Here is a 23,629-nt window from a genome sequence, read left to right as displayed (position 1 = left end):
GCGGTGGTTAGCCCAGCACCGGCCAGTGTTCGTGGCTCCGGCGATCATTGCCGTCGTAGCTGTCGATACCATCGAAGGCAAGGAAGACCCGCTCGCTCTGGCTGGGCCGCAGAAAGACCCAGTCGTCCGGCTGCAGGGCAAGAGCGGCGCTGCCGTTGAGCATTTCCTGGTTGGTAGAGCGGCCATAGATCGGGTTGGGACTGAGCCCCGCTGGCGACTCGGCGACGGCTTTCCAATCTCCGCCATAGATGAACACCGCCTTGTGACGGTTGGGGTTCCACCACCCCATCAAGCGGCCGAGTCCGGGTATGCCGGGGATCTCGGGTGGCTCCACGACCTTCAGCACCGGGGTGGCAATGTAGGCGGCTGGCTGGTGGTCGGCCAGGGTCGGAAGGTCGAAGTCGGTGGGTTTGACCAGCGCAGAGCCGGCGGCGATCTCGTTGGCGGCGAAGCGCTCGTGCTGGTCGCGGTAGAGTGTATAGGTGGTGCTGCCGCCGGTATTCAGCGTGAGATTGCGGATGGAGCGGCCCAGTGTCTGTTCAGCCTGATCGACAAAGCCCTGGTAGCGGGCCATAGCCTGGTCGCGGCGCCAGGTGACCGACCCCGGTGCCTTTACGATGTGCGGCTCATAGCCCATGAAGCCGGCGAAGCTCAGCCGTGGCGACTGTTCAATGTGGTTGAGCATGGGGACCAGCTCGGCGGGCGCCCGGATCCCGCCCCGGTGCAGTCCGACATCAATCTCGATGTTGATGCGCAGCTGCAGGCCCAGCTCGGCGGCCAGCTGGTCGTACTGAGCCAGCCGCTCGGGACTGTCGATCAGCCACTGGAGCTGGTGCGCGGGCTCGAAGCCCCCCGGACTTGCCGCTGGCAGGTCGTGGTAGAACTGGCGTGCGGCCTTTACTGGCATGGGTTTGCCGAGCAGGACATCGGCGTCGGGCAGCGCGCTGGCCACCTGGTTCAGGAACGGCTGGTGAAACACCATCAACCGCCGGGTTCCGGTGCGCGCCATCACCAGTTTGAGCAGCGGCAGTGACGGCAGTGATTTGGTGACAATGCGGTAGTTGAATTGTCCCGCCAACTGTTGGCTGAGCAGGTCAATGTTGGCCAGCAACCGCTGCCGGTCGATGATCAGACGCGGCTGGTAGGGGCCGTGTTGACGGAGGGTGTCGTCGAGCCCCTGAAAATAAGGGCCATGACCACCATCGGCGCTGGACGGTCGCAGCCAGCTGGCCGTGCCGGCCAGCGTCAGGGCGCCGGCCCCCAGAAGCAGCCGGCGTCTGCCGGGGGAGAAGTTGTCGTTCTGACTCATCCGTTGAACAGTCCTTGCAGGTAGACGTTGAGGAAGCGTCCTTGCGGGTCCATCTGCTGTCGCAGGGCCCTGAATTCCTCCCAGCGTGGGTAAAGGTCAGCAAAATCCGTTGCGGTGCAGGTATTGAGCTTGCCCCAATGAGGGCGGCCGCCGTAGCGGCGGAAAACGGGTTCTATCGCCTGGAACAGTGGCTGATAGTCTTCCTCAAAAAAGCGATGCACGGCGATGGAGAGGGTGTCGCGTTTATAGAATGGGCTCAGCCAGATGTCATCGCCCCTGACAAAGCGCACCTCCAGCGGAAAGAACACTTCCGGAAAACGGTGCTCGATCAGGTCGCGGATTTCTGCCAGGGCCTTGAGACCCTCCTCTCGCGGCAGGTGATATTCCATCTCATTGAAGCGTACGTTGCGGTCACTGGTGTAGTTCTGCCACGACGAGGCCACTTTCACTTCCCGGTCGATGCTGTTGAGGATCCCTTTGAGCACCATTCGTCGCAGACTGGGGGACCAATCCAACAAATCACGGATTGTCTGCAGATCACGGGCGCCATCGTTCTGGTCAAAGGTGTCGGTACTGGACAGCGGCTCGTCGGTGAGTTCATGGGTGTCACACAGCCCCATGCCGGAAAACGGAATGTAGAAAAACTCGAAGTTACGGTAGCGGTCGGCGTTTTCCTGGGCGTTGGCCAGAATGTCCTCGATCGGCAGCCACTCGGACACCCGCTTGAGCCGGTATGGGCGGGTATTCTGCAGGGTGACATCGGTGACAATGCCAAGGCTGCCGAGGCCGACCCGGGCAGCCTGGAAGAGGTCACGGTTGTGATCCCGGCTGCAATGCATCAACTCGCCACTGGCGGTCACCAGCGACAGCGCCTCAATATTGGCGGACAGGCAGGTCAGGCCTGCGCCGGTGCCGTGGGTGGCTGTGGCGAGCGAGCCGGCGAGGGTCTGCTGGTCGATATCAGGCATGTTGATCAGGGCCTGATTAAGCGCCTCCAGGGGCTGGCCGAGCTGTCCCAGACGGGTGCCGGCGGCGATGGTGGCCTGCACCCGGTCATCATCATGGCTGAGGACTCCGCTGAGCCGGTGCAGGGCAATCAGGGTGTCGTCAGTGGGCACCAGTGGCGAAAACGAATGTCCGGAGCCGACCGCGCGGATAACCCCTGAGGCGTTGCGAACCTGCTCCTGCAGTTCGGCCACAGACGCCGGTGCGAGCCGGTTGAGGGGGTGGCAGGTCTGGCTGCCCGACCAGTTCTTCCATGGCAGGCGGCGGGAGGCACCGGCTTCGCGGGTCGTCGCCAGGAGCGACTCGAGCGGCAGCGAAGTGGCGGCGGCGACCGCCACCAGACGTTTCAGAAACTCCCGACGGTTGGGCATGTTGGTGGTCCTGTGGTGCTCACGGTGTGGCTGGATCACGGCGGGCCCCCGGATGGCGCGACATGAATGCAATCAGCTGTTCAAAATCCCGGGCCGAACAGTCCATGCACAGGCCATAGGGGGGCATGCCGCCGTAGCCTTCGATCACATGCACTAACAGGGTGTCCATGCCCTGGTTCAGCCGTGGCTGCCAGTCTGCGACATCACCGGTTAACGGAGCGGCGGAGCCGGGCCGGCTGTGGCACGCCTGGCAGGAACGCTGATAGATCTCCGCCAGGTCGCGATCTTCCGGTATGGCGGAGCTGGCATAGTGTTCCAGAGTCGCCCGGTCCGGCTCCTGCGAGCAGCCGGTCAGGATCAGCAGAAGCGACAGCAGCCATGGCCCCGGTGTGATTTGTATTCTCAGGTGATATCCCTCCAGCATGGCCCTTTTACGTAAGCACCGTCCGGTGTTTCCGGGTTGCATGGGCATGGTTTATGGGAAAACATGATTGTGTATCACGTATTGGCTGTCAAGGGTGTCGGACGCGTGGCGGCGCCGTCGTGCCAGTCACGGGGGTCAAGGCGGTAAAAGCCGGCCATGCAGTCGTACAACTCGGGTTCCTGGCTGGCCAGCAGCGCAGGGTGAAGGAAGAACGCCTCGGTTGCGACCGCGAAAAACTCGGCGGGTGAGGTGGCGCCGTATTCGTCGATGATGCTGTTGCCTCCAGAGTGTCGCCGGCGCCGTTCCCAGGCTTCGGAAAACACCTGCTGCCAGTGCTGGGCAACCTCTCCCGAGGCCAGCGGTGGCGCGCCGTCGGCGGCTCCGTCGACCTGGTCGAGCTGGTGGGCAAACTCGTGTAGCGCAACATTACTGCGGCTGCTGTTGTCGCCGGCTTCCCGTATCAGGGTGTCCCAGGCCAGTACCAGCTTGCCCTGCTGCCAGGATTCGCCCAGCCGTTCCTGGTCGTCGAAATGCAGCACCGGGCCGTCCTGTTGTGACTGGCTGACGCGGTAGGCACCTGGATAGACCAGGATTGACTGTAGTTTGTGGTAGTAATCCGGCGACAACTGATTGATCAACAAGGCACCGTGGGCCGCAATCAGCACCTTCATGGGCTCGGTCAGTTCGAGGCCGGCACAGCCATAGAATTCGACCCGCTCCAGCAGCACCCGCATGTGGGTGTGCAGGCGGGCGCGGCGGATGGGGGGCAGCCGCCGGTACAGGGCCATCTGTGCCCGTAGCTGCTCGATCCAGTCCATTGGCACTGGTATCCGGGCCAGCCGCTCGAGCTGGCGGCGGGGGCGTACAAACAGCCAGTAAAAGGCCGCTAAAACGATGGCGGTGAGCGCAATTCCGTAACCGAGCATGGGCTTCCCAGATCAGTAGTTGAGTTATTTGTCGTTGCCGTGGCAGGCGGTTCGGCCAATGTAACCGGGGCCGCCAGCTACAATGATAGGTAAGCGATAGCCCAGAACCAAACCAATAAGAGCCGTAACAAAAAGGTTAACCGAATGAAACAGCTTGCCCGTCGTGCGTTCCATACCAGTGCGATCCCCAAAGACCTGGACTCTGTGACCTGCCGTGACAGCGCCGGAGAAAATCCGGCGCTGGTGGGCGTTAGTCCGGAGTCGGTGGAAACTATCTGGCGCAGCGTGCAACGGTTGTACCGCAGTGGTGTGCACCCAGGTATTCAGGTGTCGATCCGCCACCGTGGCGAACAGGTGTTGCACCGTGCCATCGGCCATGCCACCGGTAATGGTCCCGACGATGGCCCGGACACCCCAAGAGTGGCCATGACCACGGACACCCCGGTGTGCTACTTCTCGGCGTCCAAGGCCGTCACCGCCCTCATCATGCACCTGCTGGCAGAACAGGGGCTGGTCAACCTGATGGATCCGGTTGCCTATTACTGTCCGGAATTTGCCCAGAGCGGCAAGCGCACCATCACCGTGCACCAGATACTGTCTCACCGGGGCGGCATTCCGGCCATCCCCAAGGACACTCCCATTGATGTGCTGTGGGACAAGGACGAGATCTGGCGGCTGTTGTGTGAATCCAAGCCGGTCGAAGTGGACGGAGCCAAGGTGGCCTACCATGCCATTACCGGTGGTTTTGTGCTGCAGAGAGTCCTGGAGAAGGTCACGGGTGACAGCATCGAGAACTTCCTTGATCGCCACCTGCGCCAGCCGATGGGGATGAAATGGTTCACCTACGGCATCGATCCTGCGCGCCTGGATCAGCTGTCACTGACTTATGCCACCGGCCCTCGCCCGACGCCTCCCGTGTCCTGGGTGGTCAAGCGCGCTCTGGGTGGGGACATCAAAACCATTGAGGAAGTGGTCAACGATCCGCGCTTCCAGGCGGCGGTGATTCCGGCCGGCAACCTCTGCGGTACCGCTGAGGAGATGAGCCGTTTCTACCAGATGATGCTCAACGGTGGGGTCTGGAATGGCAAGCGGATCTGCCAGGAGATTACCGTACGGCGGGCGATCCAGCAGTTTGGCTCGCTGCAGATCGATCGGACCATGCTGGTGCCGATGCGCTTCAGCGCCGGGTTGATGCTCGGTGGAAATCCTGTGGGTATCTGGGGACCGCAAAGTCGTTATGCTTTTGGTCACCTGGGATTGATCAACAAGCTGTGCTGGGCCGATGCCGGCCGTGATATCTCGGTCAGCATGCTCAATACCGGACTGCCCATCGTCGCCCATCACATCCCGGCACTGATGCGCTTTGTCCAGACCGTCTGCCGTGAGTTCCCGCTGATGCCTGAACAGGAGCGGCCGTTGGTTCTGGCCTGAGCCCGGCGCAGGCAGGACTACCCGGACAGCGATCGCTGTCCGGGGGCTTTCAAAGGTCGGTCAGCTGTGCCTCGAGGATGCCGAGTACCGACGACACCACATCGCGAAAGTCGGTGAGGGTCTGAGTGCGCTGAATCACCTCTTCCCGTTCATCGTCCAGCCGTTCCAGTTTCGGCACCACCCGGCGAATCCCCTCGGTGATGACTTCGTAAGGGTAGTGGTGATCCATGATGCTGAGCTTGTTGAGCTCAGCCACTTCCTGATGAAAGATGCTGATGATGTCGTACAGCATGTCCTTGTGCTGAATGCTGCCGGCTTCCCAGTAGGCGTCGTCCAGCAGTTCGAGCAGGGACAGGTATTCCCGAAGGGTATCGGCGACGGAGGTCTGGTTCATTCACTTGGCTCCAGGAGCGGTTGCGGCGGGTCAGGATCCTTGGCCCGCGCTTGCCAGGGTTTTCTTGGACTTACGGTTGCCTAGGACTATAGCAGCAGATGTGGCTGTGCGGCCTCGGTAAAATCATGAGGCGCCGTTCATTTTGTTGCCGGGGTAGTGAAAAGCAGGCAGAATTGGCCGGATCCTGCCGCTTTTTCAGCAACTGCTATACTCTTCTCTGAGGTAACCGACCTGCGGTGGTGCTGATGGCAGGACCGCGGTTCAGCCGGGAAAAGGTGTTCCCGTAACCTGATGATTTGCTCAATGGATGAGACCGATGAATAATAACGACCAGAAGGCTCCGCACAAGGAGCAGAGCGCCCGGGCCGTCGAGCTCGGCCAGCATGAGAGCGTTCGCTCCCATGTCCTCCGCCGCCTCAACGATGAGGTGGCCCAGCTTGAACGTCGCATTGAAACCCTGCGGCTGACCAAGGCACCGCACACCGCGATCATGATTTCCACCTACGAGCGCATGATTGACCGCAAGAAAGGCTTCATGCAGAGCTGGGGGTTCGGCCCCCGCAACTGACTATTGGCGCAGTGCCAGGGTAATGGTGTTGTAGCTGTGGGCCTCGTCGCCGGGTTGCTGGTGGCCGCAGTAGGCAGGGTTATCCACCTCCGGGGTTTGCGGATCACCATCGTCGTCATGATTGATGGGTTCTCCGTCGGACGTATAGATCAACACCCGTGACAGCGGATAATCCAGTTCCACTCGGATACAGTCGGGTGTTTCTGCTCCCAGGCTGACACCGCTGTTCTTTAGGAACAGGGTGTCGGTTTTGTCCATCACAAAATCCTGGCGTAACTCCATATCCCCCAGCGAGCGGCTGGCGAAACTGGCAATGGTGAATTCTGCGGCATTGTAGCCTTCGCTGCTGAACTGAATGGCATCGAACTGGCTGCTGGAGGTGAGGCTGGTGAGCTGCTGGGTGGCCGCTGCGTCGTCCCCGGCGCCGTTGCGGGCTACGTACTGGATGACTCGGAAAACCTTTTCAAATCCGCTGGTGCCGTCAGCGCCCTGTGGTGTGTAGTTCCAGTACAGGGTGTCGAAGATCCATTGGCGATTGGCCAGCGGCGCGCCGCTGCTGGTGGCGGCCTGATCAACAAAGCGGATGCTGGCTCCGTTGGCTCGGGTGTTGTAGGTGCCGGCCACGCCATTATCTATCAATCCGCTGATGTACTGGCGGCCAGCGTTGAAATTGTCAACCTCGGTGGAGGCCACCACCTGATTCATCAGATCCAGTGGGTTGCGCACCCGGACAAAACCGGTGTCGGTGTCGTTGCGGGTGTGGCCGAGGAACGCATCAATATGATTGCGCAAGGCTGTGGCCAGTGCTTTGCTGGCGGTGTCACCGGCATCGGCCGGCTCGAGGCCGAGGTAGGCGTCGTAGAAGCGGGTGTGTTTCAGGTTAGCCGGCTTGCCGGTGAGGTCTTCCAGGTCAAAGGTGGAAAAAACCAGGTCTACGTCATTGGCCGGGTTGAACGCAGAATCCCCGCTGTCGCTACCTCCGCAGCCGGAAAGTACCGCGCATAGGACGGACAGTTTCAAAAACAGTTGGTGATTTCTCATTCCTGGCATCCCCGAGGTGCGAAGGCACCGATTACGCGCTAAAGTGGATGTGGGCGCAGTGACGCGTTGATTGTCGAAAGTCGTTGCCCACTACGATCGCTAACCCTAGAGAATAAAGCGGGCGTCTTCCCACGCGGAGATCACATTTTGCATTATCGGTTTTTCCCGGCCGGCCTTTTATGGCTGATGGTGTTGCTGTCCACCCATGTGGCGACGGCTGCTGCGGGTGAAGACTGTTCTTCCCGGCCGCTGATGCTGGCTGATCGTGATGCCTCCTATGATCTGGCGCGGTGTGTCTGGTTTCTGGAAGATCCGGACCAGTCCCTGAGTCTGCGCGACATCCGTGATGAACAGCGTCACCCGTTTACCCTCCACGAAGGCAGTTTGCTCAATTTTGGCTACACCGAGTCGGCCTATTGGGTGCGCTACGACGTACGGCGGGGGACGACCACCGAGACGGATGAGTGGGTGCTCGAACTGGCGCTGCCGCTGGTGGATGAGGTCCAGCTTTATGTCGTGCAGGGCGGGGTTGTCGTCGAACGGCAACAGGCAGGCTATGCGTTGAGCCTGAAGGAGCGGGTGCTGGCGGTGCCCAATCCCACCTTTGTGCTGACACTTGAGCCCGATGTCGAAACCCGCCTCTACCTGCGGGTGGTCAACACGAATACCTTCCGCCTGCCCATTACCCTGTGGCAGCCGGCGAGCTACCTGGAAAAGGTGGCGGTCGAGGAGGCCTTCCGCGGAATCCTGCTTGGCTCGATCATCGGCATTCTCGCCTACAACCTGTTCGTGGCGGTCTCTGTCCGCGAGCGCAGCAATATCTATTACGTTCTCTATCTGCTGGTCGCCGTTGCCTTCATCATGACCGAGCAGGTCCATGGTCTCCAGCTGTTTGGTGAGCGCCCCTGGTTCCTCGACAAACAGTATCTGCACCAGCAGATCATAACGACCTGGTTCTTTGGCCTGTTGATGGCCCGGGCCCTGCTGGAAACTCACAAGCGGTCGCCCGATCTGGATCATGTGATCCGGATCTGCCTGTATTCGGTGTTGAGCACCTTCGCCCTGTCCTTCTTCGTGCCTTACCACACCGGCATGCAGTGGGCGGTGCTGGTATCGATCGTGCTCAGTGTGGTGATGATTGTGGTGAGTTTCCTGTCCTGGCGCCACTACAACCCGGCGGCGAAATCCTATTTCTATGCCTGGACAGTGGCGCTCACCGGCTTCTGTATCTATGCCCTGACGGTGATGGGCTTCCTGCCACTCAATATCTTTACTGCCCATAGCAGCCAGATCGGCCTGGCGGGTCAGATTATCCTGTTTTCCTTCTCCCTCGCCGACCGGATCAAGCTGGTTCAGGGCGAGGCACTCAACTGGAACCAGCGAGCCCTCGCCAACCTGCGCCAATACCGGTCACTATTCGACAATGCGGTGGAAGGGGTGTTCCAGATGTCGGTTGCCCGCCGTTTCGTGACCGCCAATCCGGCGATGGCGGCACTGCTTGGCTACACCGGTAGCGGGCAGTTACTGGCGACCAACCCGGACGTGCTGGATACCTGCTTCGTCGATGATGAGGTGCGCCAGTGGGTGGTCGGCAAGCTCGAGGCTACCGGTGCCATCAAGGGCGTTGAAGCCCGCTACATTACTCGCCAGGGCGAAGAACGCTGGGCCACGATCTCCCTGCATACGGTTTACGACGACTATGGTGAGCCCACCTACCTGGAAGGCACCTGCATCGATGCTACCGAGCGGCACCATCGCCAGCAGATTGAAAAAGAGCGTGAGCAGGAGCGGCTGGAGAAGGAACTGGCCCGCAACTCCGCAGAGGCCAAGAGCCAGTTCCTGGCCAACATGAGCCACGAAATCCGGACCCCGTTGGCGGCGATCATCGGTTATGGGGAAACTCTTCTGGACCCGGACCTGAGTGAGCAGGAAAAGCGCAACAGCGCGGAGACGGTGGTACGCAGTGGTCACCACCTGCTGGAACTGGTCAACGATATCCTCGACCATTCCAAGATTGACGCCAATAAGCTGGCGGTGGATGTCGTCACCGTCAACCTGGCGGAACTGTTGGACGAGTTACGGGCATTTTTTGAGCCCCGGGCGCAGGAGAAGGGCCTGGAATTTAACATTACCTGCGAATACCCATTGCCGGAAACCATCCATACCGACCCGACGCGATTCCGGCAAATCATCATCAATTTGTGTGGAAATGCGTTAAAGTTCACCGAAAAAGGGGTTATCTCCCTGACGGTGCGATGCGATCGTGAGGCTCAGCGGCTGTACGTTCGGGTGGTGGACAGTGGCATTGGCATGAAGCCAGAGCAGATGCAGCGTCTGTTCGATCCGTTCGCCCAGGGCAGCGCCGCGATCTCCCGTCAGTATGGTGGAACCGGGTTGGGTCTGAGCATCTCCCGCCGCCTGGCGGAATTGCTGGGGGGCTCCATTACCGCTGACAGCACCTACGGTGAAGGCAGTGACTTTGAGGTCAATATTGCCACCGGGCCGTTGGATGGCGTCCATTTCCTTCGCAATTCGTCGGAGCTGACCCAGCGCCGCCAGCTGCCGCTGGTTCTGGCACCACGACTGTCCGGCCGGGTGTTGTGTGCCGAGGATAACGAGGTCAACCGCAAGCTGGTGAGTTTGCTGCTTGAACGGACCGGGGTTGAGCTGGTTCATGTCGGCAACGGTGCGGAAGTGCTGGAAACCGCACTGAACGAGCCTTTCGACCTGATCCTGATGGATATCCAGATGCCGGTGATGAACGGCCGGGATGCCACTGTGGCGTTGCGCGAGGCCGGGTTGAACACGCCGGTGATTGCCCTTACCGCCAACGTGATGGCTGAAGATATCGACGATTACCGGCAGGCCGGGTTCAGTGAGCACCTGGCCAAGCCCATCGACAAACGGCGGTTCTACGAACTGTTGTCACGATACCTGAAGACCGCGCCGGATAATGGTAACCACCATAACCGCAGTTACCGGGGGCTGGTGTTGGTGGCGGAGGATAACCGGGATAACCGTGCCCTGGTGGAACGTCTGCTGACCCGCCTGGGGCTGGATGTCATGTCGGTGCCTGCCGGCGATGAGGCCGTCAGAACCGCGCTGGCGAAGCCGGTCGACCTGGTCTTGATGGATCGCCACATGCCCGGTATGGATGGGGTCGAAGCGACCCGGCTGATGCGGCAGGCGGGTTTTCGGCGTCCGATTATCGCGTTCAGTGCCGGGGATCAGCGCGAAATTGACGACATGGTGGGCGCCGGTTGCGAAGGGGTGCTGACCAAGCCCATTGACCAGAGCCGGCTGGTGGCCGTTCTGGATCGTTATCTGCCAACGGGGCCACGGCCAGTGGCGGATGCGGAAGCCAGTGCTGCGGGCATCCGTGAACTGGCGGCCCAGTTCCTGGCTGGGCTGGGAGAGCGCAAGGTGGCTATGGACGCTGCGCTGGCCTGCCGGGACCGGCAGGGCCTGCAGCGGGAATCCCACCAGATCAAGGGGACCGCCGGTGCCATGGGCTATCCTGCCATGACCAGCCAGGCCGGTGCTCTGGAGCAGGGACTCAAGGCCGAGCCGGTCGATTGGGATCAGGTAGCCCGCCAGTTGGCGGTACTTAATGGCATGATTGAACAGGCGGTGAACAGCGGCACGGCCCAGGCCTGAGCCGCAGACACAGGACCACAGGAAAGCAGACTATGACAGAGAATTATCCACGTCAGGAAGGGCACTCGCTGAGCATGATGTACGGTACCTACGCCGATGTCCTGTTTGTGCTGTTCCCGTTCCTGGTCATTGTGATGCAGAGACTTTGGGATGGCGAGCTGGCCGATGTGCTGTTACGGCCGGACCTGAGCATTGCCTCGGCGATTCTGGGCGGGTTGGCGATTGGCAAGTTCGTCCTGGGCCTGGTGACCGAACGGAACCTGGGGCGCTATAAGGAACGCATTGTCTTTTTTATCGCGCTGACCCTGTTTGTGGTCATGGGGCCTGCGATGATCCTGATTCTCAGCATTGTGGGCGGCGGTGCAGTGCCGGGTTTTGTCGCGTTCCTGCAGCCGGTCCTGTTGATCGTTTCGATTTCGCTCTATACCACGGCGATCAGCATCAGCAACCTGCTCACTCAGTCCAAAACCGGGGACTCCGGCGGGGCACGGGAGTCGGGCGCGGATTCGGCCAAGAGCGCCAGCGTCGTTAACCATGAGCCACTGTCAATCCCGCGCCGACCCAATGGCGACGGTGTCTGAACGGCAGGGTCTGTAACCTATTCATTCAGAGGTAGCGAGTTATGCATAATTTGAAAGTGATGGTCGTGGAGGATGAACCGGTGATGCGGGAAATGCTCCGTGACATGCTCTATCACGCCGGGGCCACCAGGGTGGTGGAAAGCGAAGATGCCCGTGGTGCGCGGGCGGTGTTCGCGGCGGACAGCTATCAGATCGTCATGCTGGATCTGGGGCTGCCGGATGGTGACGGCCACGAACTGATGAAGGAATTCAAGGACGCCAACCCGGGCCAGCACGTGGTGCTGGTGACAGCTGATGACTCGATTGAAAGCATTCAGAAAGCCATCAGTGCCGGAGCCAATGGCTATGTGGTGAAACCCTACTCGCAGGAGAAGATCCACGACGTCGTCAATAACTACGCCATGATCCATGGCTCTGAAGCGTCCGGGGTCGGTGCAAGTGGAGGCCTGGGCCGGAAGCACTAGCGTTCCGCGAGTGCTCGGTTTCCGGCCCGGGGCTCCGGGTCAGGCAACCTGGCGGGCAATCCAGGAATTGTAGCGGGTGGCCAATGCTCTTACATAGCGGGCCTCGTCGCCATCAAGGCTGCTCAGCACACCTTTGAAAATCCAGCCCCGTTCATACAGGCCCAGCACCCGTTGTTCGTCATCCAGGTTGACCCGCTGGTTCAGCTTCCTGCAGATGGCGTCCAGCAGCGGCAGTTTGTTGGGACGACGGATGGGGGCATCGCGCTGGCTTGACGATGAGCTGGCGGGGCGCCGGGTAGGTTGTCTTCTCATGGGATTCTCCTTGTCGTTTGCTGCTGCAAATACCCCGTGCGTTTCACAACCGGGGCTTAACAGGGAGAAGCGTGACCCGGTTGCTCGACGGCTCCCGGGATTGACCGAAAGCCGCTAGTTTTCCAACACCATGGCGCAAACAATCTGCCGCTGGGGGCAGCGCTCGCTGGTGACGATGACTTGATGGCTAGGGACAATTGGCATTGATCGGCTCGTTGGAAATAGGACGACTGTGGTATTCGGTTCGACAGGCAGTGTAGCGCTTACTGGGGGCTTTGCCTATGGGCAGTTGTACGCACGATTTGACGATCATGGAGTGTAGCGGCAAACCACTACAGACCGGCCCGGCGCCAGGTTCCATAATTCGTCCTGTCACGTGTTTTACGTTGTGCAATCCGCGATGCCTCCCGCAAGGCGTCGAGTGGATCTCTCCTTATTAACGCAGCCAGCTGGCTGCGTTTTTTTTGTCTCGGGTTCCCCGTAGCGGCTACTTACTACAGTTTTTCACACGCTCGGTGGTGATAATGTGAACCGTATTTTTATTGATCGTTCACCGAGGTTGAAACTGAAGAAAATGGAAAGTGACAGAGGCGCCGTTCGCCCATTCCGTAAATTCCGGACAGATCTGTTAGTCGAGGTGGTGTTATTGCTGGCCATGGTGGGTTATTTCGTAGGGACGGCCAGCCAGAGTGTCGGAGAGAACATCTCGGTAACCGCAATCGGAGCAGGTTTGATGGCTCTGTTGAGCTGGTGGACCCTGACGACAGTCAGCGATGGCCTGGAACTGCTGGTCTCCCGCGACCGGACCTGCCATTAGGCCAGCTGGCTGCAGCCCGGGTCACTGCTGTTACCCAGCGGGGGTGTCGCGAGTTCACACCAGGTTTCTCTCAGGATCAGGGCGTCGTTGGCGGCGCGGTGAATGGGCAGTGACAGTCGTTGAATAACCTGCTGGCGGGTGGCGGACCAGACTTTGACCTCGGCCGCTGTCAGCAACAGCGAAATGGACTCAAGCTGAAACCTGGGCTGAAGATTCGCGGCGCGGAACAGTCGGTGCAGCCAGAAACTGTCAAAGGTCCAGGCATCACAGAACACATGGCCATCCAGCAGGTCATTGAGCTGCTGGGCCACCTCGCTAACGGGTACCCCTTCCCGTTCCAATGTTTCCCGGCTGATGCCATGAATGCGCTCTGCGCTTTCAGACCAGTCCTTCCAGAGTACGTGCGGGTGGATGAGCCAGCTGTGGAGAGTGCCATCAGGCAGGCACAAGCCAACCTCAATCGGGTAACTGGCGATCAGGTCCAGACTGGACGCTTCAAAATCGATAAATGCCGGGCTTTTTGCGGTGTTCATTCCGTTCTTTTTTATTTGTGGAGCCGTTCTGAGAGTGTAACCGTCCTGTCAAACAGACGCGAATCCTTGAAGGGTTTTTAAAGGCTCCTTATATCCTGCCACAGCACTGTTACAATATGCCGATTAACCGAAACATCGGCCGCCCGACCGATCTGTCTACGAGTCTTTCATGAAAGAAACCGTTGTTGTCATCTATTCCGGGGGGATGGATTCATTCACCCTGCTGCACAAGGCGCTTGCGGAGGGGCATGCGGTTCATGCCCTGTCGTTCAACTATGGCCAGCGTCATGTGCGTGAACTCGACTGCGCCCGCACGGTGTGTGAGTCATTGGGGATTCCCCATCGGGTGATTGATATTCGTGCCCTCAGCGAGGTCATGGCAGGGTCGGCCTTGACCGGGGAGGTCGAGGTGCCGGAAGGCCACTATGAAGAAGACAGCATGAAATCCACGGTGGTGCCCAACCGCAACATGATCCTGTTGTCGTTGGCCACGGGCTATGCGGTGACGGTTGAAGCTCAGGCGGTCTGGTTCGGGGCCCACGGTGGTGATCACGCCATCTACCCGGATTGCCGGCCGGAGTTCATGGAAAAAATGGACGCGGTCTGTCGAGTGGCCAATTACCAGCCGGTGGCGATCGCGGCGCCGTACATTCGCGCCGACAAGGGTGAAATCCTCGCTGAAGGGCTCGCCATGGGACTCGACTATAGCCACACCTGGACCTGTTACAACGGTCGTAACAAGGCCTGTGGTCGCTGCGGATCCTGTGTGGAGCGGCTGGAAGCGTTCGCCAGCAATGGCCTGCGTGATCCCTTACCCTATGAAGAGAGTGTGCGCTGATGTATCGGGTCAAGGAAGCCTTCTATACCCTGCAGGGCGAAGGAGCGCAGTCGGGGCGGGCTGCGGTGTTCTGCCGCTTTAGCAAATGTAACCTGTGGAATGGCAGGGAGCAGGACCGGGCGTCGGCGGTATGCAATTTTTGTGATACCGACTTTGTGGGCACCGATGGCCAGAATGGCGGTCGTTTTGAGTCTGCGGAGGCACTGGCGGCCCATATTCGCCGGCTCTGGCCCGGTGAACAGGGGCGCCCCTATGTGGTGTGCACCGGGGGCGAGCCGCTCCTGCAGCTGGATGAGCCGCTGATTGCGGCCTTTCATCAGGCGGGGCTTGAGGTTGGGGTGGAAACCAATGGGACTCTGCCTGCACCCGCGGGTATCGACTGGCTCTGCGTCAGCCCCAAGGCCGATGCGGAGGTCGTCATCCGGCGCTGCAATGAGCTCAAGTTGGTGTATCCGCAGCCGCTGGCGTTGCCGGATCGGTTTGTCGATATCGAGGCTGACCACTACTTCCTGTCGCCCATGGCGTCACCGTCATTGCCCGAGGATGGGCCGGATCCGGTCAAGCAGAGCAATACCCGCAAGGCGACGGATTACTGTCTGCAGCACCCACGCTGGCGGCTGACCCTGCAAATGCACAAGATCGTCGGTATCGACTGAGCGGGCCGGGGGCTCAGGCAGTTGCCGACGCCTGCGGCTGGTTGGACTGCGCGGCAGCTTCCCGACGTTCGTTGCGGAACTGGCTGGGGCTGACACCGGTCCAGCGCTTGAAGGCGCGGGTAAAGTTGGCGGCATCGGCATAGCCCAGGGCGTCGGCGATCTGGCTCAGATTCATGCTGGTGTTTTCCAGCAGTTCACCGGCGCGTTCCAGACGCACATCGTCCACCAGATGCTGAAAACTGCGTTCCTCTTCCTGCAGCCGCCGTTTCAGGGTGCGCTCGGACACAAACAGGGTGTTGGCGACCTGGGCCAGCTTGGGCGGAAACGGGTGGCTGGTTTCGATGACACGGCGCACCCGGCAGCCAAAGCCGGCGTCTTCGGTGAGCTGGCGCAGGGATTCTTCACACTCGGCACGGGAGGATGCGGCCAGGGCCTCGTCGCTGAACTGGATCGGCGCGTCGAGAATGGCAGCCGGGAACACAAAGGCGTCCTCGCGGCTTTCATAGCGAACCGGGACCGGGATCTGCTGGCGGAAACGCTGGAAGTAACCCGGCTCTGCCCCCACGCGACGTATCTCGGCATCCCTGACTGGGCTTCCCAGCAACTGATTGCCCATCGTGATGCAGCCAAACAGCATCGCATCAAGAATGAAGCCCTGCAGGGGCCCCAGGTCAATATCACACACCAGCCGGAACACCACGCGATCACCTTCCCGATGCTGATGGACCCGGATGTGGGGGGCACGCAGGGTCAGGTAACGGCTCACCAGATCGAGTGCTTCACCAAGGTTCTCGCTGCTCATTACGGCAATGCCGAGGGCACCGTGCAGCGGCAGTTTCATTTCTCTGGCCAGCATGATGCCTAGGCCGGGCTCACCGCTTTCGATAATGGCACGGGTGACGAATTCGCTGGCCTGGGACTGGCTGACCCGCAGCTCAGTGGATTGCAGGCGCGACGGATCCAGTCCGACCCTCAGTAGCAGAGCGTGTTCGTCAACATTGAGGTTGTGTAGTAATTCGGCCAGCAAATGTAAGTAGATGGCTGGCAAACCGAGGTCCTGGGCCTGGGAAGCGGAGGCTCGCATGTCTGTTTCCTCGTCTGAATAGGGGCTGTTCTTATTGTGTTGTTACGCTAAGGGTCAATTGATTATGACTTGATCAGCTGCCCCGCCCCATGACTTCACTGACGGTGTTCAGGGATCTGCAGGCCAATTGGCATTGAGGGCATGACAAGATTTTCAATATGTGCTCTGTGCACGGACAAAGCGAATCAATGCTGACGCAGAGCGTTTTGGTGCCTCCAGCATGGGTAGATGACCTACCCCGCGGAACACGTGGATGTCGGCCTCTGGCCGCACTCTGCGGAAATAATCCACACAGCAGGTCGGGGTAATAACGTCCCGTGCACCCCACTGGACCTGCAGCGGAATGGTCTGGCTGTCGAGATAGCGGGCCGGGGCGAGGCCGTCCGCAACCATGTCCGAAAAAATGTGGCGGTGGGCATGTTCACGGCTGATCAGGTCGGGGCCGAGGAGGCCGGTTATGGCCAGGGCGCCGGGGTTGGTGCTGCCGTTGCCGACCGAGGTAAACATGCGGTGGACCTCCGGTAACGAGGTCGGTACCAAAATACTGTCACGGTCCGAGGTGAACGGAGCATTGATGTCGACATCTGCGTGTTCGGGAATACCGGCACTGTTCAGTACGGTCAGCGAACGGGCTTCCGGCTCCAGGCGGCCTGCCAGAATCGAGGCAATGGCTCCACCCATGGAGCTGCCCACCAGATGGACATTGTCCAGGTTCAGGCTGCTCAGCCAGTTACGCAGCCGTGACGCCTGGATTTCGTAGCGATAGCTGGCGTTGGCGTGGTACTCACTTTCCCCAAAACCGGGCAGGTCTGGCACCAGCAGGTGCCAGTCGCGAGGCAGCAGCGGCAGCCACAGCCCCCAGTTTTCCTTCATTGCGGTAAATCCATGCAGCAAAACGACCGTCGGGCGGCCGGCGCTGGGGCTGCCCCGTTCCAGCCAGACCAGGCGATGGTTGTCGACCACGGCCTCGCGGCGGCGGGTCTGTTGCAGCCAACGATGGCTGGTGCGGGCCAGGGGCCAAAGGTCTGGGGTCGGAATGCGCATGTGAGTGCCTCGCGGTACGTTGAGCTTTCAGTGTACCGGGCTGCGGGCGGTAGGCTTTGGCTGTTCCGCCCTGGCATGGAGGTTACGAGGGCAAGTGTGCTCTGCTCTCAGAGCTGCAGATCGGTGATCAACGGGTCGTGATCGGAGCTGCGCCAAGGGGCGATGGGTTCGGCTGACACAGCTGCGGGGGCACGAAAGTCCAGCGCGCGGGGTTCGTCGGCATTAATGGCCCAGATCCGGGCGGCTACTATATGGTCGGCCAGCGCGCGATCGGCCAGGCTGTAATCGAGGGTGCCGCGGCGACCCTGATAGCGGTAGCTGGCCGCGGGCGCGTCAGTGGTGTCGTTGATCAGGTCCCGAAAGCCCTTGTCGCGCAGACGTTGAATGGGCCACTCGCGGGCATAGCTGTTGAGATCTCCGGTTACCAGGGTACCGGCAATAGCCTGTGCGGGCAGGGTCGCCAACCATCGTGTCAGAGCGTCGGCCTGCTCCGTACGACGGTTGGCAAAGCAGCCCTGGCCGTCGTGCTGATCGCGGTCTGCGCCGCGGGCATTGCGGCAGTGTTTGGACTTGAAGTGGGCCAGCACCAGCCGCACGGTTTCACCGCCGGAAAGCGGCTGGAACTGTTGCAGCAATGGCCGCCGTCCCAGTCCCGGCCATTGTTCGGCAGGCGGTCGCAACGCGGGCCCTACCGTGCGTACCCGGTCTGCCCGATACAGAAAGCCCACGGTAATAGCCACTCCGGGATCACGGCTGGCAGGAATCACATAACGCCACGGTGCACCAAGTGCCTCGGCGAGGCTGGCGATGGCGCTATCCGATCCATAGCCATCGTTCTCCAGTTCGCTGGCAGCCAGTACGTCCGCCTGGCTCTGCTCAATGGCGGCCACCAGATGGCGGGTTTGGCGCAGCCATTGCTGGCGGTTACGGGCGCCGCGGCTGGTGGTGAACGTCCCCTGCTCGCCATTGAAATAGTTACCCAGATTCAGGGTCATCAACCTCAGGTTGCTGTTGATACCTTGTGCCGGAGCCTGTGGTCGTGGGTTGGTGGGCTCGAAACGGGGGGCTGCCAGAGGTTGCAGGCGCCAGTGCTGATAGCGGTAGTCGAGGATGCCGTCGAGTCCGGTGACCACAGTGCCGGTGCGAAAATTGGTTTGCCGGCTCAGGCCGCCATCGGGATAGGGCGTTGGCACTGGGCCGCGTTGGCTGCGACCGTCATCGAGAATCAGCCGCAGCAGCTGTTGCCGTTGTTCCAGTATCCAGGCTTCGTCACCCGGGGGGAGCAGCTGGGTCGGGACGGTTTGTTGTTGCGGGGCCAGTGTGAGGGTGCCGAAGTCAGCCAGCTGGTGGTGATCAATGATCTGCAGCGGCTGGCTGAGGGCAATGCGCATGCCTTCCAGAGACTCGCGCTGTGCCTCATTCAGTGGCAACTGGACGGATACCGGTGGCGGCAGTGACGCCGGGCCGCAGGTCTTGATCGAATCCACCGCGGTCAGCTCGGTGAGTCCGTGGTATTCGGTCACGGTCCCGGTGACGGCTACCTCCTCGCCAACGGCCCCGTCGCGCAGACGGGTGTAGATGAACAGCGCGCTGGAGGCGTCGGTGTCATGCTCGGGTTGCTGAAGGAAGAAGCCGCCGAGGCCCTGGTCACCGCGGGCGTCGAGGGTGATCACACCGCGGACAGACACCCGCTCGCCGATTTGCGGGGACTGAGACCCGGAACCCTGGATGTCGGTGATTGACCGGTACACACCATCGCACGCGGCGGCCGGCACTGACAGAGCGAGCAGGACAAGGCCAATGTTCCAGGTGTTGGTGAGGCGAGTCATGATGGTACAGTCAGTGGTTGTGTCGAGGGAACCGTGAAGGAGCATTGTAGACGATGAGTCATGGATTATGGGTGGTGCTTGTGGTGGTGGTTATGGCCGTGGGGGTCATCTGGTACCAGAAAACCCGCACCGACCGAACTCTGCAGGCGCTGACCGAGAAGGGCTTTGAGGTGTCCCGGCAATGGCGCTCCAATGTGCTGGTGGTGGCCGATGACAGCCGCCGGCAATTGGCGATTGTCTGGCCACAGAGGTACACCATTGTCGACGCGACCGCACTGACCGGGGTTGAGGTGACGGAGCAGGAGCTTGAAGCCAGCCGTCACCGTTATAACCTGGTGCTGACCTTCGATCACCCCGAGGTTCAGCGTGTAGGACTGGCTCTCAATAACCGGGGTGACCGTGCCCGGGCCTGGGCGGCAGAGATCGAGCAGTGGCGTGCCGGGGGACGCTGAGCACGGACGTGCTTCCGGTCAGAGGCAGGCGGCCGCTTGCGGACTCTGGCCAGACAGTGCCTGAGTAGCCTCGTCGCTGACCAGGGCCAGTGGCTGGGCCAGCGGATCGCTGTTTTCGTGGCCAAGCCCCATCTGCCGCAGCAGGTGGGGCATCAGCGCAGCCCGCACGCTGAGCTCGAGGCGTTCGTTGCGCATGTGGTAGTCATCGGCAATCAGCGCCCGCTGGTGGCTGTTTAGGCGGGGGTTGGGCTGAAAAATCACGGTGACTGTGCGGTTCCAGTGCTGATCCTGGAGCTGGCTGTGGCTGGCCCGTTCAGGCAGCAGGCTGATCGGCGCACGGAAATGGCTGACCAGGAAATCGCGGAAGTTCTGCTGGTTATGGCACCAGGCCCGGACATGCCAGCCGCGGTCACTGCAAATCAGGGTGTGGGGCTCAAGCAGGCATTGTTCCGGTTGCGGGTTGTCCATGGACAGATACACCGCTTTCAGCTGGCGACCCTGGCGGCAGGCTGCAATCAACGGACGCACTACCTCGGGGCGGGCCAGCGGCAGCGGATGCCGGAGCATCTGGCTGTTGGGCAGCTCGATGTCGAGGTTTTCAACGGTCTGGCTCAGGCTCTGGTGACGGCAGACCAGTTCCAGGTATTCGCTGGCATGGCCCTGGGTCACTGAGGGGCTGAAATCGCTGGCGGGAACATAACCTTTGAGATGGCGATCATAGACCAGATTGCCCGGCGCCACTTCCCGCAGGTAAGTGTTGATGTCCTTGGAGGCCTGTTGGCGCCCGATCCCGAAACTGTGGCAGATATGATTGGTGGTCAGCCTGCCTTCCCAAAGCGCAATGATCTCAATCAGGCGATAGCGCAGCAGCAAGTCCCAGCGGATGGGCCACTCCGTTTTTTTCATGTTGCTCAGCTCTTCGATTTGGCGAATCGGGCCGGGGAATACTCCGGATTTTCGGCCATGTTAGCAGCTTTGCCCTGCGCCGGTGTGTTACGTCACCTTAATGTAAAACAATGTTAACTGCTTGCAGCCCATGGCCTGGACGCACGTTACACCCTGTCCTCTTTCGGTTTCCACTGATAGGGTTTGTGCATGCAGTTCTAGGTTCTAATCAGTCATTAGCTTACTATTAGCTATTACCAAACCTCGATGTGCCCATCCTGTTATCTGGGCTTACTTTTTTATGGGAGCCCGGGGCTCCTGTTGTTGTGGAGTACGAGTAATGAGAGACCAGTTTCCTTTTGCTGTGGCCCGTGTCACCCGCCGCTGGCGCAAACTGTTGGATGAACGTCTGAAGGATCTTGGTGTCACTCAGGCGCGCTGGACCACCATGGTCTACCTGCAGAAAGGTGGCGAAGGGCTGACCCAGCGCGAACTCGCCAGCCTGATGGCGATTGAGAATCCGACGCTGGTCCGGCTGCTTGACAGCCTGGAAGAGCAGAGCCTGATCGAACGTCGTCCCTGCCAGAATGATCGTCGGGCCCGCCGTCTGTTCCTGACTGAAGATGGCGAGCGCTTCATGGACGATCTCAACGCCCGCGCCCAGGCGCTGCGAGAGGAGATGCTTGAGGGCATCAGCGATGACGAAATCGCCTGCGCCCTCAAGGTGTTCCAGAAGATCATGGTCAACGGCGACAGCCAGAAGTAATCTTTCATCCGCTCACCCCGCAGCGCCTGAGGGCATCAGGGAGCCAGCTTGAGTAACAACACCGTTGAGGCACTCAGGGCACGGTATGGTGACGGCTGGCGCTGGCTGGCGGTAACCACCGTTATGCTTGGGACCATGGCGACGGTGTTGAGTGCCACGGTGATCAACGTGGCACTGCCGGATATCATGGCCGAATTCGATATTCGCCAGGGCACCGCCCATTGGCTTGCCACCGGCTATATCGCTGCCATGACCACCACCATGCTGGCATCCACCTGGTTGCTGGAGCATTTTGGTGTACGCATGGCGCTGGGCTGCGCCATGCTGCTGTTCAGCGGGGTTTCGGTGTTGGGTGGGTTCAGTCCCAGCACAGAGGCGCTGATCACCGCCCGGGTTGCCCAGGGGGCGCTCGCCGGTCTGATGCAGCCGATGGCGATGTACCTGATTTTCCGCATCTTCCCCCGTGATCGTCGGGGCCAGGCCATGGGCATCTATGGCATGGGAGTGATCCTGGCGCCCGCTCTGGGGCCGGTGCTGGGCGGTTTTTTGGTGGATCATTTTGACTGGCGTTACGTTATGTTTGCGCCGGCCCCGGTAACCTTGCTGGGGGTCTTCATGGCCTGGAAGTTTCTGCCTGTTCCTGTACAACGCCCTGCTCCCTACCCGTTTGATCTGCCCGGACTGCTGTATCTGGGGGGGGCGCTGCTGCTTGGGCTGGACGCGCTCAATCGGCTGCAGGCCGCCGACGGCCAGTGGCTAACCATTGTGGTGGAGTCTCTCGGCGCGGCCCTCATGGTGACGCTGTTTGGTCGCCGGCAGCGCCGAGCGCGGCATCCGTTGCTGCGAGTTCAGCTGATGCGGCGGTCGTCCTTTCTTTACGCCAATCTAGGGGCTCTGGCCCTGGGGCTGGCACTCTACGGATCCACCTACCTGATTCCGCTGTTTGTCCAGACCGCCCTGCAGTTCTCGGCTTCCGATGCCGGCCTGCTGATGCTCCCGGCGGGGATTGCCCTGGGGATCACCTTTCCCATTGCCGGGCGCCTGGCAGACCGGTTCAGTGCCCGTTCGCTGACGCTATACGGCATCGTAGCCTTTGGCCTTTCTGCGGTGCTGTTTGCAGTATCGGACCTGAGCCTGGGGTTTGTCTGGCTCGCGATCTGGGCGGTCATCGGCCGCATTGGCCTTGGTTTCATGCTGCCGGCGCTCTCCACCGCCGCCCTCAATCCGCTGGAAGTTGAGGAGCTGGGTGCAGGGTCCAGCATCATTAACTTTTCCCGCCAGCTGGGTGGCGCCTTCGGCATTAACCTGGTTGCGTTGACCCTGGAGTATGGTGACCACGTCGGCCCGGTACCGGCACTGTCGGCATTCCATACGGCCTGGTGGCTGGTCGCGGGACTGGTTCTGATTGCCCTGGTGCCGGTTCTGCGAATGCCGCGATGATTGTCGAAACGGGCGGGTTGCGAGTATACTGGCGCCACTCTCGGGGGAGTAGCCTCCATCAGCGCTCGCTGATGGGTGGTGGTCAACACACTTGGAGCTCAACTCCATGGCCATCACGTCCTTCCGCTCATGGCGGAGATTGGCAAGACCTGGGACAGTACCATCTCCCAGGGGCGGAGGATGGCACTGTCTCATGTCAAAAATCTGCCCCGGAGATCCCTTGATGGACGCTTTTCTTGCTTCTTCTGTTGCCGTATTTATCGCCGAGATCGGTGACAAGACCCAGCTGTTATCCCTATTCCTGATCAGCCGTTTTACTCAGCGTACCCCGATTATTCTCGGTATTCTGCTGGCGACCCTGGTCAACCACGCGCTGTCGGCCTGGCTGGGTGCGTGGATTGCTGCATGGATTCCCGAAGCCTGGCTACCGTGGTTGCTGGCGGGCAGCTTTATTGCCATCGGGCTGTGGTTGCTGATACCCGACAAGGATGACAGCGATGAGTCAGGATTTCTGGGGCTGGGAGCGTTTGCCGCAACCACGATCCTGTTCTTCCTGGCGGAAATTGGCGACAAGACCCAGATTGCCACCGTGGTCCTGGCAGCCCGGTTCAGCGATACCTTCTGGGTGATTGTCGGTACAACGGTTGGTATGCTAGCAGCCAATGTGCCGGTTATCATGGCGGGTAAATGGTTGATGGATCGCATGCCCATGGCAACCGCCAGGGTGGGCGCCAGTGTCTTGTTTATGATTTTGGCGGTGGTGACCCTTTGGACTGTGTGGGCTGCGGCCTGAGTGGGGATA

Annotated in this window: 24 protein-coding genes; 12 read left to right on the top strand and 12 right to left on the bottom strand. The window is 60.6% G+C overall.

Annotated elements, in window-relative coordinates:
- Positions 1-7 precede the first annotated feature (7 nt).
- The 4 genes from BLV11_RS15660 to BLV11_RS15645 form a co-directional block, all read right to left on the bottom strand.
- Positions 8-1,309, bottom strand: coding sequence for a DSD1 family PLP-dependent enzyme (locus BLV11_RS15660; RefSeq protein WP_091812303.1), 1,302 nt, complete (start codon positions 1,307-1,309; stop codon positions 8-10).
- Positions 1,306-2,685, bottom strand: a complete 1,380-nt coding sequence (locus BLV11_RS15655; RefSeq protein ID WP_091812302.1) for a D-arabinono-1,4-lactone oxidase — start codon at positions 2,683-2,685, stop codon at positions 1,306-1,308. Before BLV11_RS15655 ends, BLV11_RS15660 begins: the two co-directional genes overlap by 4 nt.
- A 19-nt stretch (positions 2,686-2,704) precedes the next feature.
- Positions 2,705-3,109: a c-type cytochrome gene (locus BLV11_RS15650; RefSeq protein WP_091812301.1), complete on the bottom strand. Its 405-nt coding sequence runs from the start codon at positions 3,107-3,109 to the stop codon at positions 2,705-2,707.
- Positions 3,110-3,183: 74 nt separating this feature from the next.
- Positions 3,184-4,035, bottom strand: coding sequence for a M90 family metallopeptidase (locus BLV11_RS15645; protein WP_091812300.1), 852 nt, complete (start codon positions 4,033-4,035; stop codon positions 3,184-3,186).
- A 144-nt stretch (positions 4,036-4,179) separates the two neighbouring features.
- Between BLV11_RS15645 and BLV11_RS15640 the strand changes: the two genes are divergently transcribed.
- On the top strand, positions 4,180-5,466 hold the full coding sequence (locus BLV11_RS15640; RefSeq protein ID WP_091812299.1) for a serine hydrolase domain-containing protein: 1,287 nt from the start codon (positions 4,180-4,182) through the stop codon (positions 5,464-5,466).
- A 49-nt stretch (positions 5,467-5,515) separates the two neighbouring features.
- On the opposite strand, the gene BLV11_RS15635 is transcribed toward BLV11_RS15640, so the two are convergent.
- Positions 5,516-5,860: a hypothetical protein gene (locus BLV11_RS15635; protein ID WP_091812298.1), complete on the bottom strand. Its 345-nt coding sequence runs from the start codon at positions 5,858-5,860 to the stop codon at positions 5,516-5,518.
- A 316-nt stretch (positions 5,861-6,176) separates the two neighbouring features.
- Here BLV11_RS15635 and BLV11_RS15630 point away from each other — a divergent pair, with 316 nt between their 5' ends.
- Positions 6,177-6,428, top strand: coding sequence for a hypothetical protein (locus BLV11_RS15630; RefSeq protein ID WP_091812297.1), 252 nt, complete (start codon positions 6,177-6,179; stop codon positions 6,426-6,428).
- On the opposite strand, the gene BLV11_RS15625 is transcribed toward BLV11_RS15630, so the two are convergent.
- Positions 6,429-7,469, bottom strand: coding sequence for a hypothetical protein (locus BLV11_RS15625; protein ID WP_245725954.1), 1,041 nt, complete (start codon positions 7,467-7,469; stop codon positions 6,429-6,431).
- Between the two features lie 186 nt (positions 7,470-7,655).
- Between BLV11_RS15625 and BLV11_RS15620 the strand changes: the two genes are divergently transcribed.
- Genes BLV11_RS15620 through BLV11_RS15610 form a run of 3 tightly spaced genes read left to right on the top strand, consistent with a single transcriptional unit; the run spans position 7,656 to position 12,171 of the window.
- A complete protein-coding gene (locus tag BLV11_RS15620) occupies positions 7,656-11,126 on the top strand; it encodes a response regulator (RefSeq protein ID WP_091812571.1) in 3,471 nt (1,156 codons plus the stop codon).
- A gap of 32 nt (positions 11,127-11,158) precedes the next feature.
- Positions 11,159-11,707 (top strand): hypothetical protein, encoded by a 549-nt coding sequence (locus BLV11_RS15615; RefSeq protein WP_091812296.1) that lies wholly within the window; start codon positions 11,159-11,161, stop codon positions 11,705-11,707.
- Positions 11,708-11,748: 41 nt separating this feature from the next.
- The gene (locus BLV11_RS15610; protein ID WP_091812295.1) at positions 11,749-12,171 is read left to right on the top strand and encodes a response regulator; all 423 of its coding nucleotides are present in this window, start codon (positions 11,749-11,751) and stop codon (positions 12,169-12,171) included.
- 39 nt (positions 12,172-12,210) lie between these two features.
- Here the strand turns inward: BLV11_RS15610 and BLV11_RS15605 are convergent, their stop codons facing one another.
- Positions 12,211-12,483: a hypothetical protein gene (locus BLV11_RS15605; protein WP_091812294.1), complete on the bottom strand. Its 273-nt coding sequence runs from the start codon at positions 12,481-12,483 to the stop codon at positions 12,211-12,213.
- 574 nt (positions 12,484-13,057) lie between these two features.
- Between BLV11_RS15605 and BLV11_RS15600 the strand changes: the two genes are divergently transcribed.
- Entirely contained in the window at positions 13,058-13,300 is a 243-nt protein-coding gene (locus tag BLV11_RS15600; protein ID WP_091812293.1) for a hypothetical protein, read from the top strand.
- Here the strand turns inward: BLV11_RS15600 and BLV11_RS15595 are convergent.
- Entirely contained in the window at positions 13,297-13,833 is a 537-nt protein-coding gene (locus BLV11_RS15595; RefSeq protein ID WP_091812292.1) for a 3'-5' exonuclease, read from the bottom strand. The two genes, BLV11_RS15600 and BLV11_RS15595, sit on opposite strands and share 4 nt — an antisense overlap.
- A 169-nt stretch (positions 13,834-14,002) precedes the next feature.
- Between BLV11_RS15595 and queC the strand changes: the two genes are divergently transcribed.
- Together queC and queE are read left to right on the top strand one after the other, a co-directional pair.
- Positions 14,003-14,671 (top strand): 7-cyano-7-deazaguanine synthase QueC, encoded by a 669-nt coding sequence (gene queC, locus BLV11_RS15590; protein WP_091812291.1) that lies wholly within the window; start codon positions 14,003-14,005, stop codon positions 14,669-14,671.
- Entirely contained in the window at positions 14,671-15,327 is a 657-nt protein-coding gene (gene queE, locus BLV11_RS15585; protein WP_091812290.1) for a 7-carboxy-7-deazaguanine synthase, read from the top strand. The genes queC and queE overlap by 1 nt, the downstream gene beginning before the upstream one ends.
- Before the next feature lie 13 nt (positions 15,328-15,340).
- Here queE and BLV11_RS15580 read toward each other — a convergent pair whose 3' ends face one another.
- The 3 genes from BLV11_RS15580 to BLV11_RS15570 form a co-directional block, all read right to left on the bottom strand.
- Positions 15,341-16,411, bottom strand: a complete 1,071-nt coding sequence (locus tag BLV11_RS15580) for an AraC family transcriptional regulator (RefSeq protein WP_091812289.1) — start codon at positions 16,409-16,411, stop codon at positions 15,341-15,343.
- A gap of 153 nt (positions 16,412-16,564) precedes the next feature.
- Entirely contained in the window at positions 16,565-17,455 is an 891-nt protein-coding gene (locus tag BLV11_RS15575; protein ID WP_091812288.1) for an alpha/beta fold hydrolase, read from the bottom strand.
- A 107-nt stretch (positions 17,456-17,562) separates the two neighbouring features.
- Positions 17,563-19,284 carry an ExeM/NucH family extracellular endonuclease gene (locus BLV11_RS15570; RefSeq protein ID WP_175528305.1) on the bottom strand — a complete coding sequence of 574 codons (1,722 nt, stop codon included), beginning with the start codon at positions 19,282-19,284 and terminating at the stop codon, positions 17,563-17,565.
- A gap of 53 nt (positions 19,285-19,337) precedes the next feature.
- On the opposite strand from BLV11_RS15570, the gene BLV11_RS15565 reads away from it, so the two are divergent.
- The gene (locus BLV11_RS15565) at positions 19,338-19,736 is read left to right on the top strand and encodes a hypothetical protein (protein ID WP_091812286.1); all 399 of its coding nucleotides are present in this window, start codon (positions 19,338-19,340) and stop codon (positions 19,734-19,736) included.
- A gap of 18 nt (positions 19,737-19,754) precedes the next feature.
- Here BLV11_RS15565 and BLV11_RS15560 read toward each other — a convergent pair whose 3' ends face one another.
- Entirely contained in the window at positions 19,755-20,642 is an 888-nt protein-coding gene (locus tag BLV11_RS15560) for a BrxR family helix-turn-helix transcriptional regulator (protein WP_091812285.1), read from the bottom strand.
- A gap of 319 nt (positions 20,643-20,961) precedes the next feature.
- On the opposite strand from BLV11_RS15560, the gene slyA reads away from it, so the two are divergent.
- The 3 genes from slyA to BLV11_RS15545 all read left to right on the top strand — a co-directional run bounded on the left by slyA (position 20,962) and on the right by BLV11_RS15545 (position 23,620).
- Entirely contained in the window at positions 20,962-21,387 is a 426-nt protein-coding gene (gene slyA, locus BLV11_RS15555; RefSeq protein WP_091812284.1) for a transcriptional regulator SlyA, read from the top strand.
- Between the two features lie 48 nt (positions 21,388-21,435).
- Positions 21,436-22,827, top strand: coding sequence for a DHA2 family efflux MFS transporter permease subunit (locus tag BLV11_RS15550; protein WP_091812283.1), 1,392 nt, complete (start codon positions 21,436-21,438; stop codon positions 22,825-22,827).
- 223 nt (positions 22,828-23,050) lie between these two features.
- Positions 23,051-23,620 (top strand): TMEM165/GDT1 family protein, encoded by a 570-nt coding sequence (locus tag BLV11_RS15545; protein ID WP_091812282.1) that lies wholly within the window; start codon positions 23,051-23,053, stop codon positions 23,618-23,620.
- Positions 23,621-23,629 lie beyond the last annotated feature (9 nt).

The sequence above is a fragment of the Marinobacter mobilis genome (assembly GCF_900106945.1).
Lineage (GTDB): Bacteria > Pseudomonadota > Gammaproteobacteria > Pseudomonadales > Oleiphilaceae > Marinobacter > Marinobacter mobilis.
This window is presented reverse-complemented; position numbering and strand designations above follow the sequence as displayed.

Excerpts from the sequence above, each read along its gene's own strand:
- BLV11_RS15660 (WP_091812303.1), bottom strand. The coding sequence starts at position 1,309 with ATGAGTCAGAACGACAACTTCTCCCCCGGCAGACGCCGGCTGCTTCTG.
- BLV11_RS15655 (WP_091812302.1), bottom strand. The coding sequence starts at position 2,685 with ATGCCCAACCGTCGGGAGTTTCTGAAACGTCTGGTGGCGGTCGCCGCC.
- BLV11_RS15650 (WP_091812301.1), bottom strand. The coding sequence starts at position 3,109 with ATGCTGGAGGGATATCACCTGAGAATACAAATCACACCGGGGCCATGG.
- BLV11_RS15645 (WP_091812300.1), bottom strand. The coding sequence starts at position 4,035 with ATGCTCGGTTACGGAATTGCGCTCACCGCCATCGTTTTAGCGGCCTTT.
- BLV11_RS15640 (WP_091812299.1), top strand. The coding sequence starts at position 4,180 with ATGAAACAGCTTGCCCGTCGTGCGTTCCATACCAGTGCGATCCCCAAA.
- BLV11_RS15635 (WP_091812298.1), bottom strand. The coding sequence starts at position 5,860 with ATGAACCAGACCTCCGTCGCCGATACCCTTCGGGAATACCTGTCCCTG.
- BLV11_RS15630 (WP_091812297.1), top strand. The coding sequence starts at position 6,177 with ATGAATAATAACGACCAGAAGGCTCCGCACAAGGAGCAGAGCGCCCGG.
- BLV11_RS15625 (WP_245725954.1), bottom strand. The coding sequence starts at position 7,469 with ATGAGAAATCACCAACTGTTTTTGAAACTGTCCGTCCTATGCGCGGTA.
- BLV11_RS15620 (WP_091812571.1), top strand. The coding sequence starts at position 7,656 with ATGGTGTTGCTGTCCACCCATGTGGCGACGGCTGCTGCGGGTGAAGAC.
- BLV11_RS15615 (WP_091812296.1), top strand. The coding sequence starts at position 11,159 with ATGACAGAGAATTATCCACGTCAGGAAGGGCACTCGCTGAGCATGATG.
- BLV11_RS15610 (WP_091812295.1), top strand. The coding sequence starts at position 11,749 with ATGCATAATTTGAAAGTGATGGTCGTGGAGGATGAACCGGTGATGCGG.
- BLV11_RS15605 (WP_091812294.1), bottom strand. The coding sequence starts at position 12,483 with ATGAGAAGACAACCTACCCGGCGCCCCGCCAGCTCATCGTCAAGCCAG.
- BLV11_RS15600 (WP_091812293.1), top strand. The coding sequence starts at position 13,058 with ATGGAAAGTGACAGAGGCGCCGTTCGCCCATTCCGTAAATTCCGGACA.
- BLV11_RS15595 (WP_091812292.1), bottom strand. The coding sequence starts at position 13,833 with ATGAACACCGCAAAAAGCCCGGCATTTATCGATTTTGAAGCGTCCAGT.
- queC (WP_091812291.1), top strand. The coding sequence starts at position 14,003 with ATGAAAGAAACCGTTGTTGTCATCTATTCCGGGGGGATGGATTCATTC.
- queE (WP_091812290.1), top strand. The coding sequence starts at position 14,671 with ATGTATCGGGTCAAGGAAGCCTTCTATACCCTGCAGGGCGAAGGAGCG.
- BLV11_RS15580 (WP_091812289.1), bottom strand. The coding sequence starts at position 16,411 with ATGCGAGCCTCCGCTTCCCAGGCCCAGGACCTCGGTTTGCCAGCCATC.
- BLV11_RS15575 (WP_091812288.1), bottom strand. The coding sequence starts at position 17,455 with ATGCGCATTCCGACCCCAGACCTTTGGCCCCTGGCCCGCACCAGCCAT.
- BLV11_RS15570 (WP_175528305.1), bottom strand. The coding sequence starts at position 19,284 with ATGACTCGCCTCACCAACACCTGGAACATTGGCCTTGTCCTGCTCGCT.
- BLV11_RS15565 (WP_091812286.1), top strand. The coding sequence starts at position 19,338 with ATGAGTCATGGATTATGGGTGGTGCTTGTGGTGGTGGTTATGGCCGTG.
- BLV11_RS15560 (WP_091812285.1), bottom strand. The coding sequence starts at position 20,642 with ATGAAAAAAACGGAGTGGCCCATCCGCTGGGACTTGCTGCTGCGCTAT.
- slyA (WP_091812284.1), top strand. The coding sequence starts at position 20,962 with ATGAGAGACCAGTTTCCTTTTGCTGTGGCCCGTGTCACCCGCCGCTGG.
- BLV11_RS15545 (WP_091812282.1), top strand. The coding sequence starts at position 23,051 with ATGGACGCTTTTCTTGCTTCTTCTGTTGCCGTATTTATCGCCGAGATC.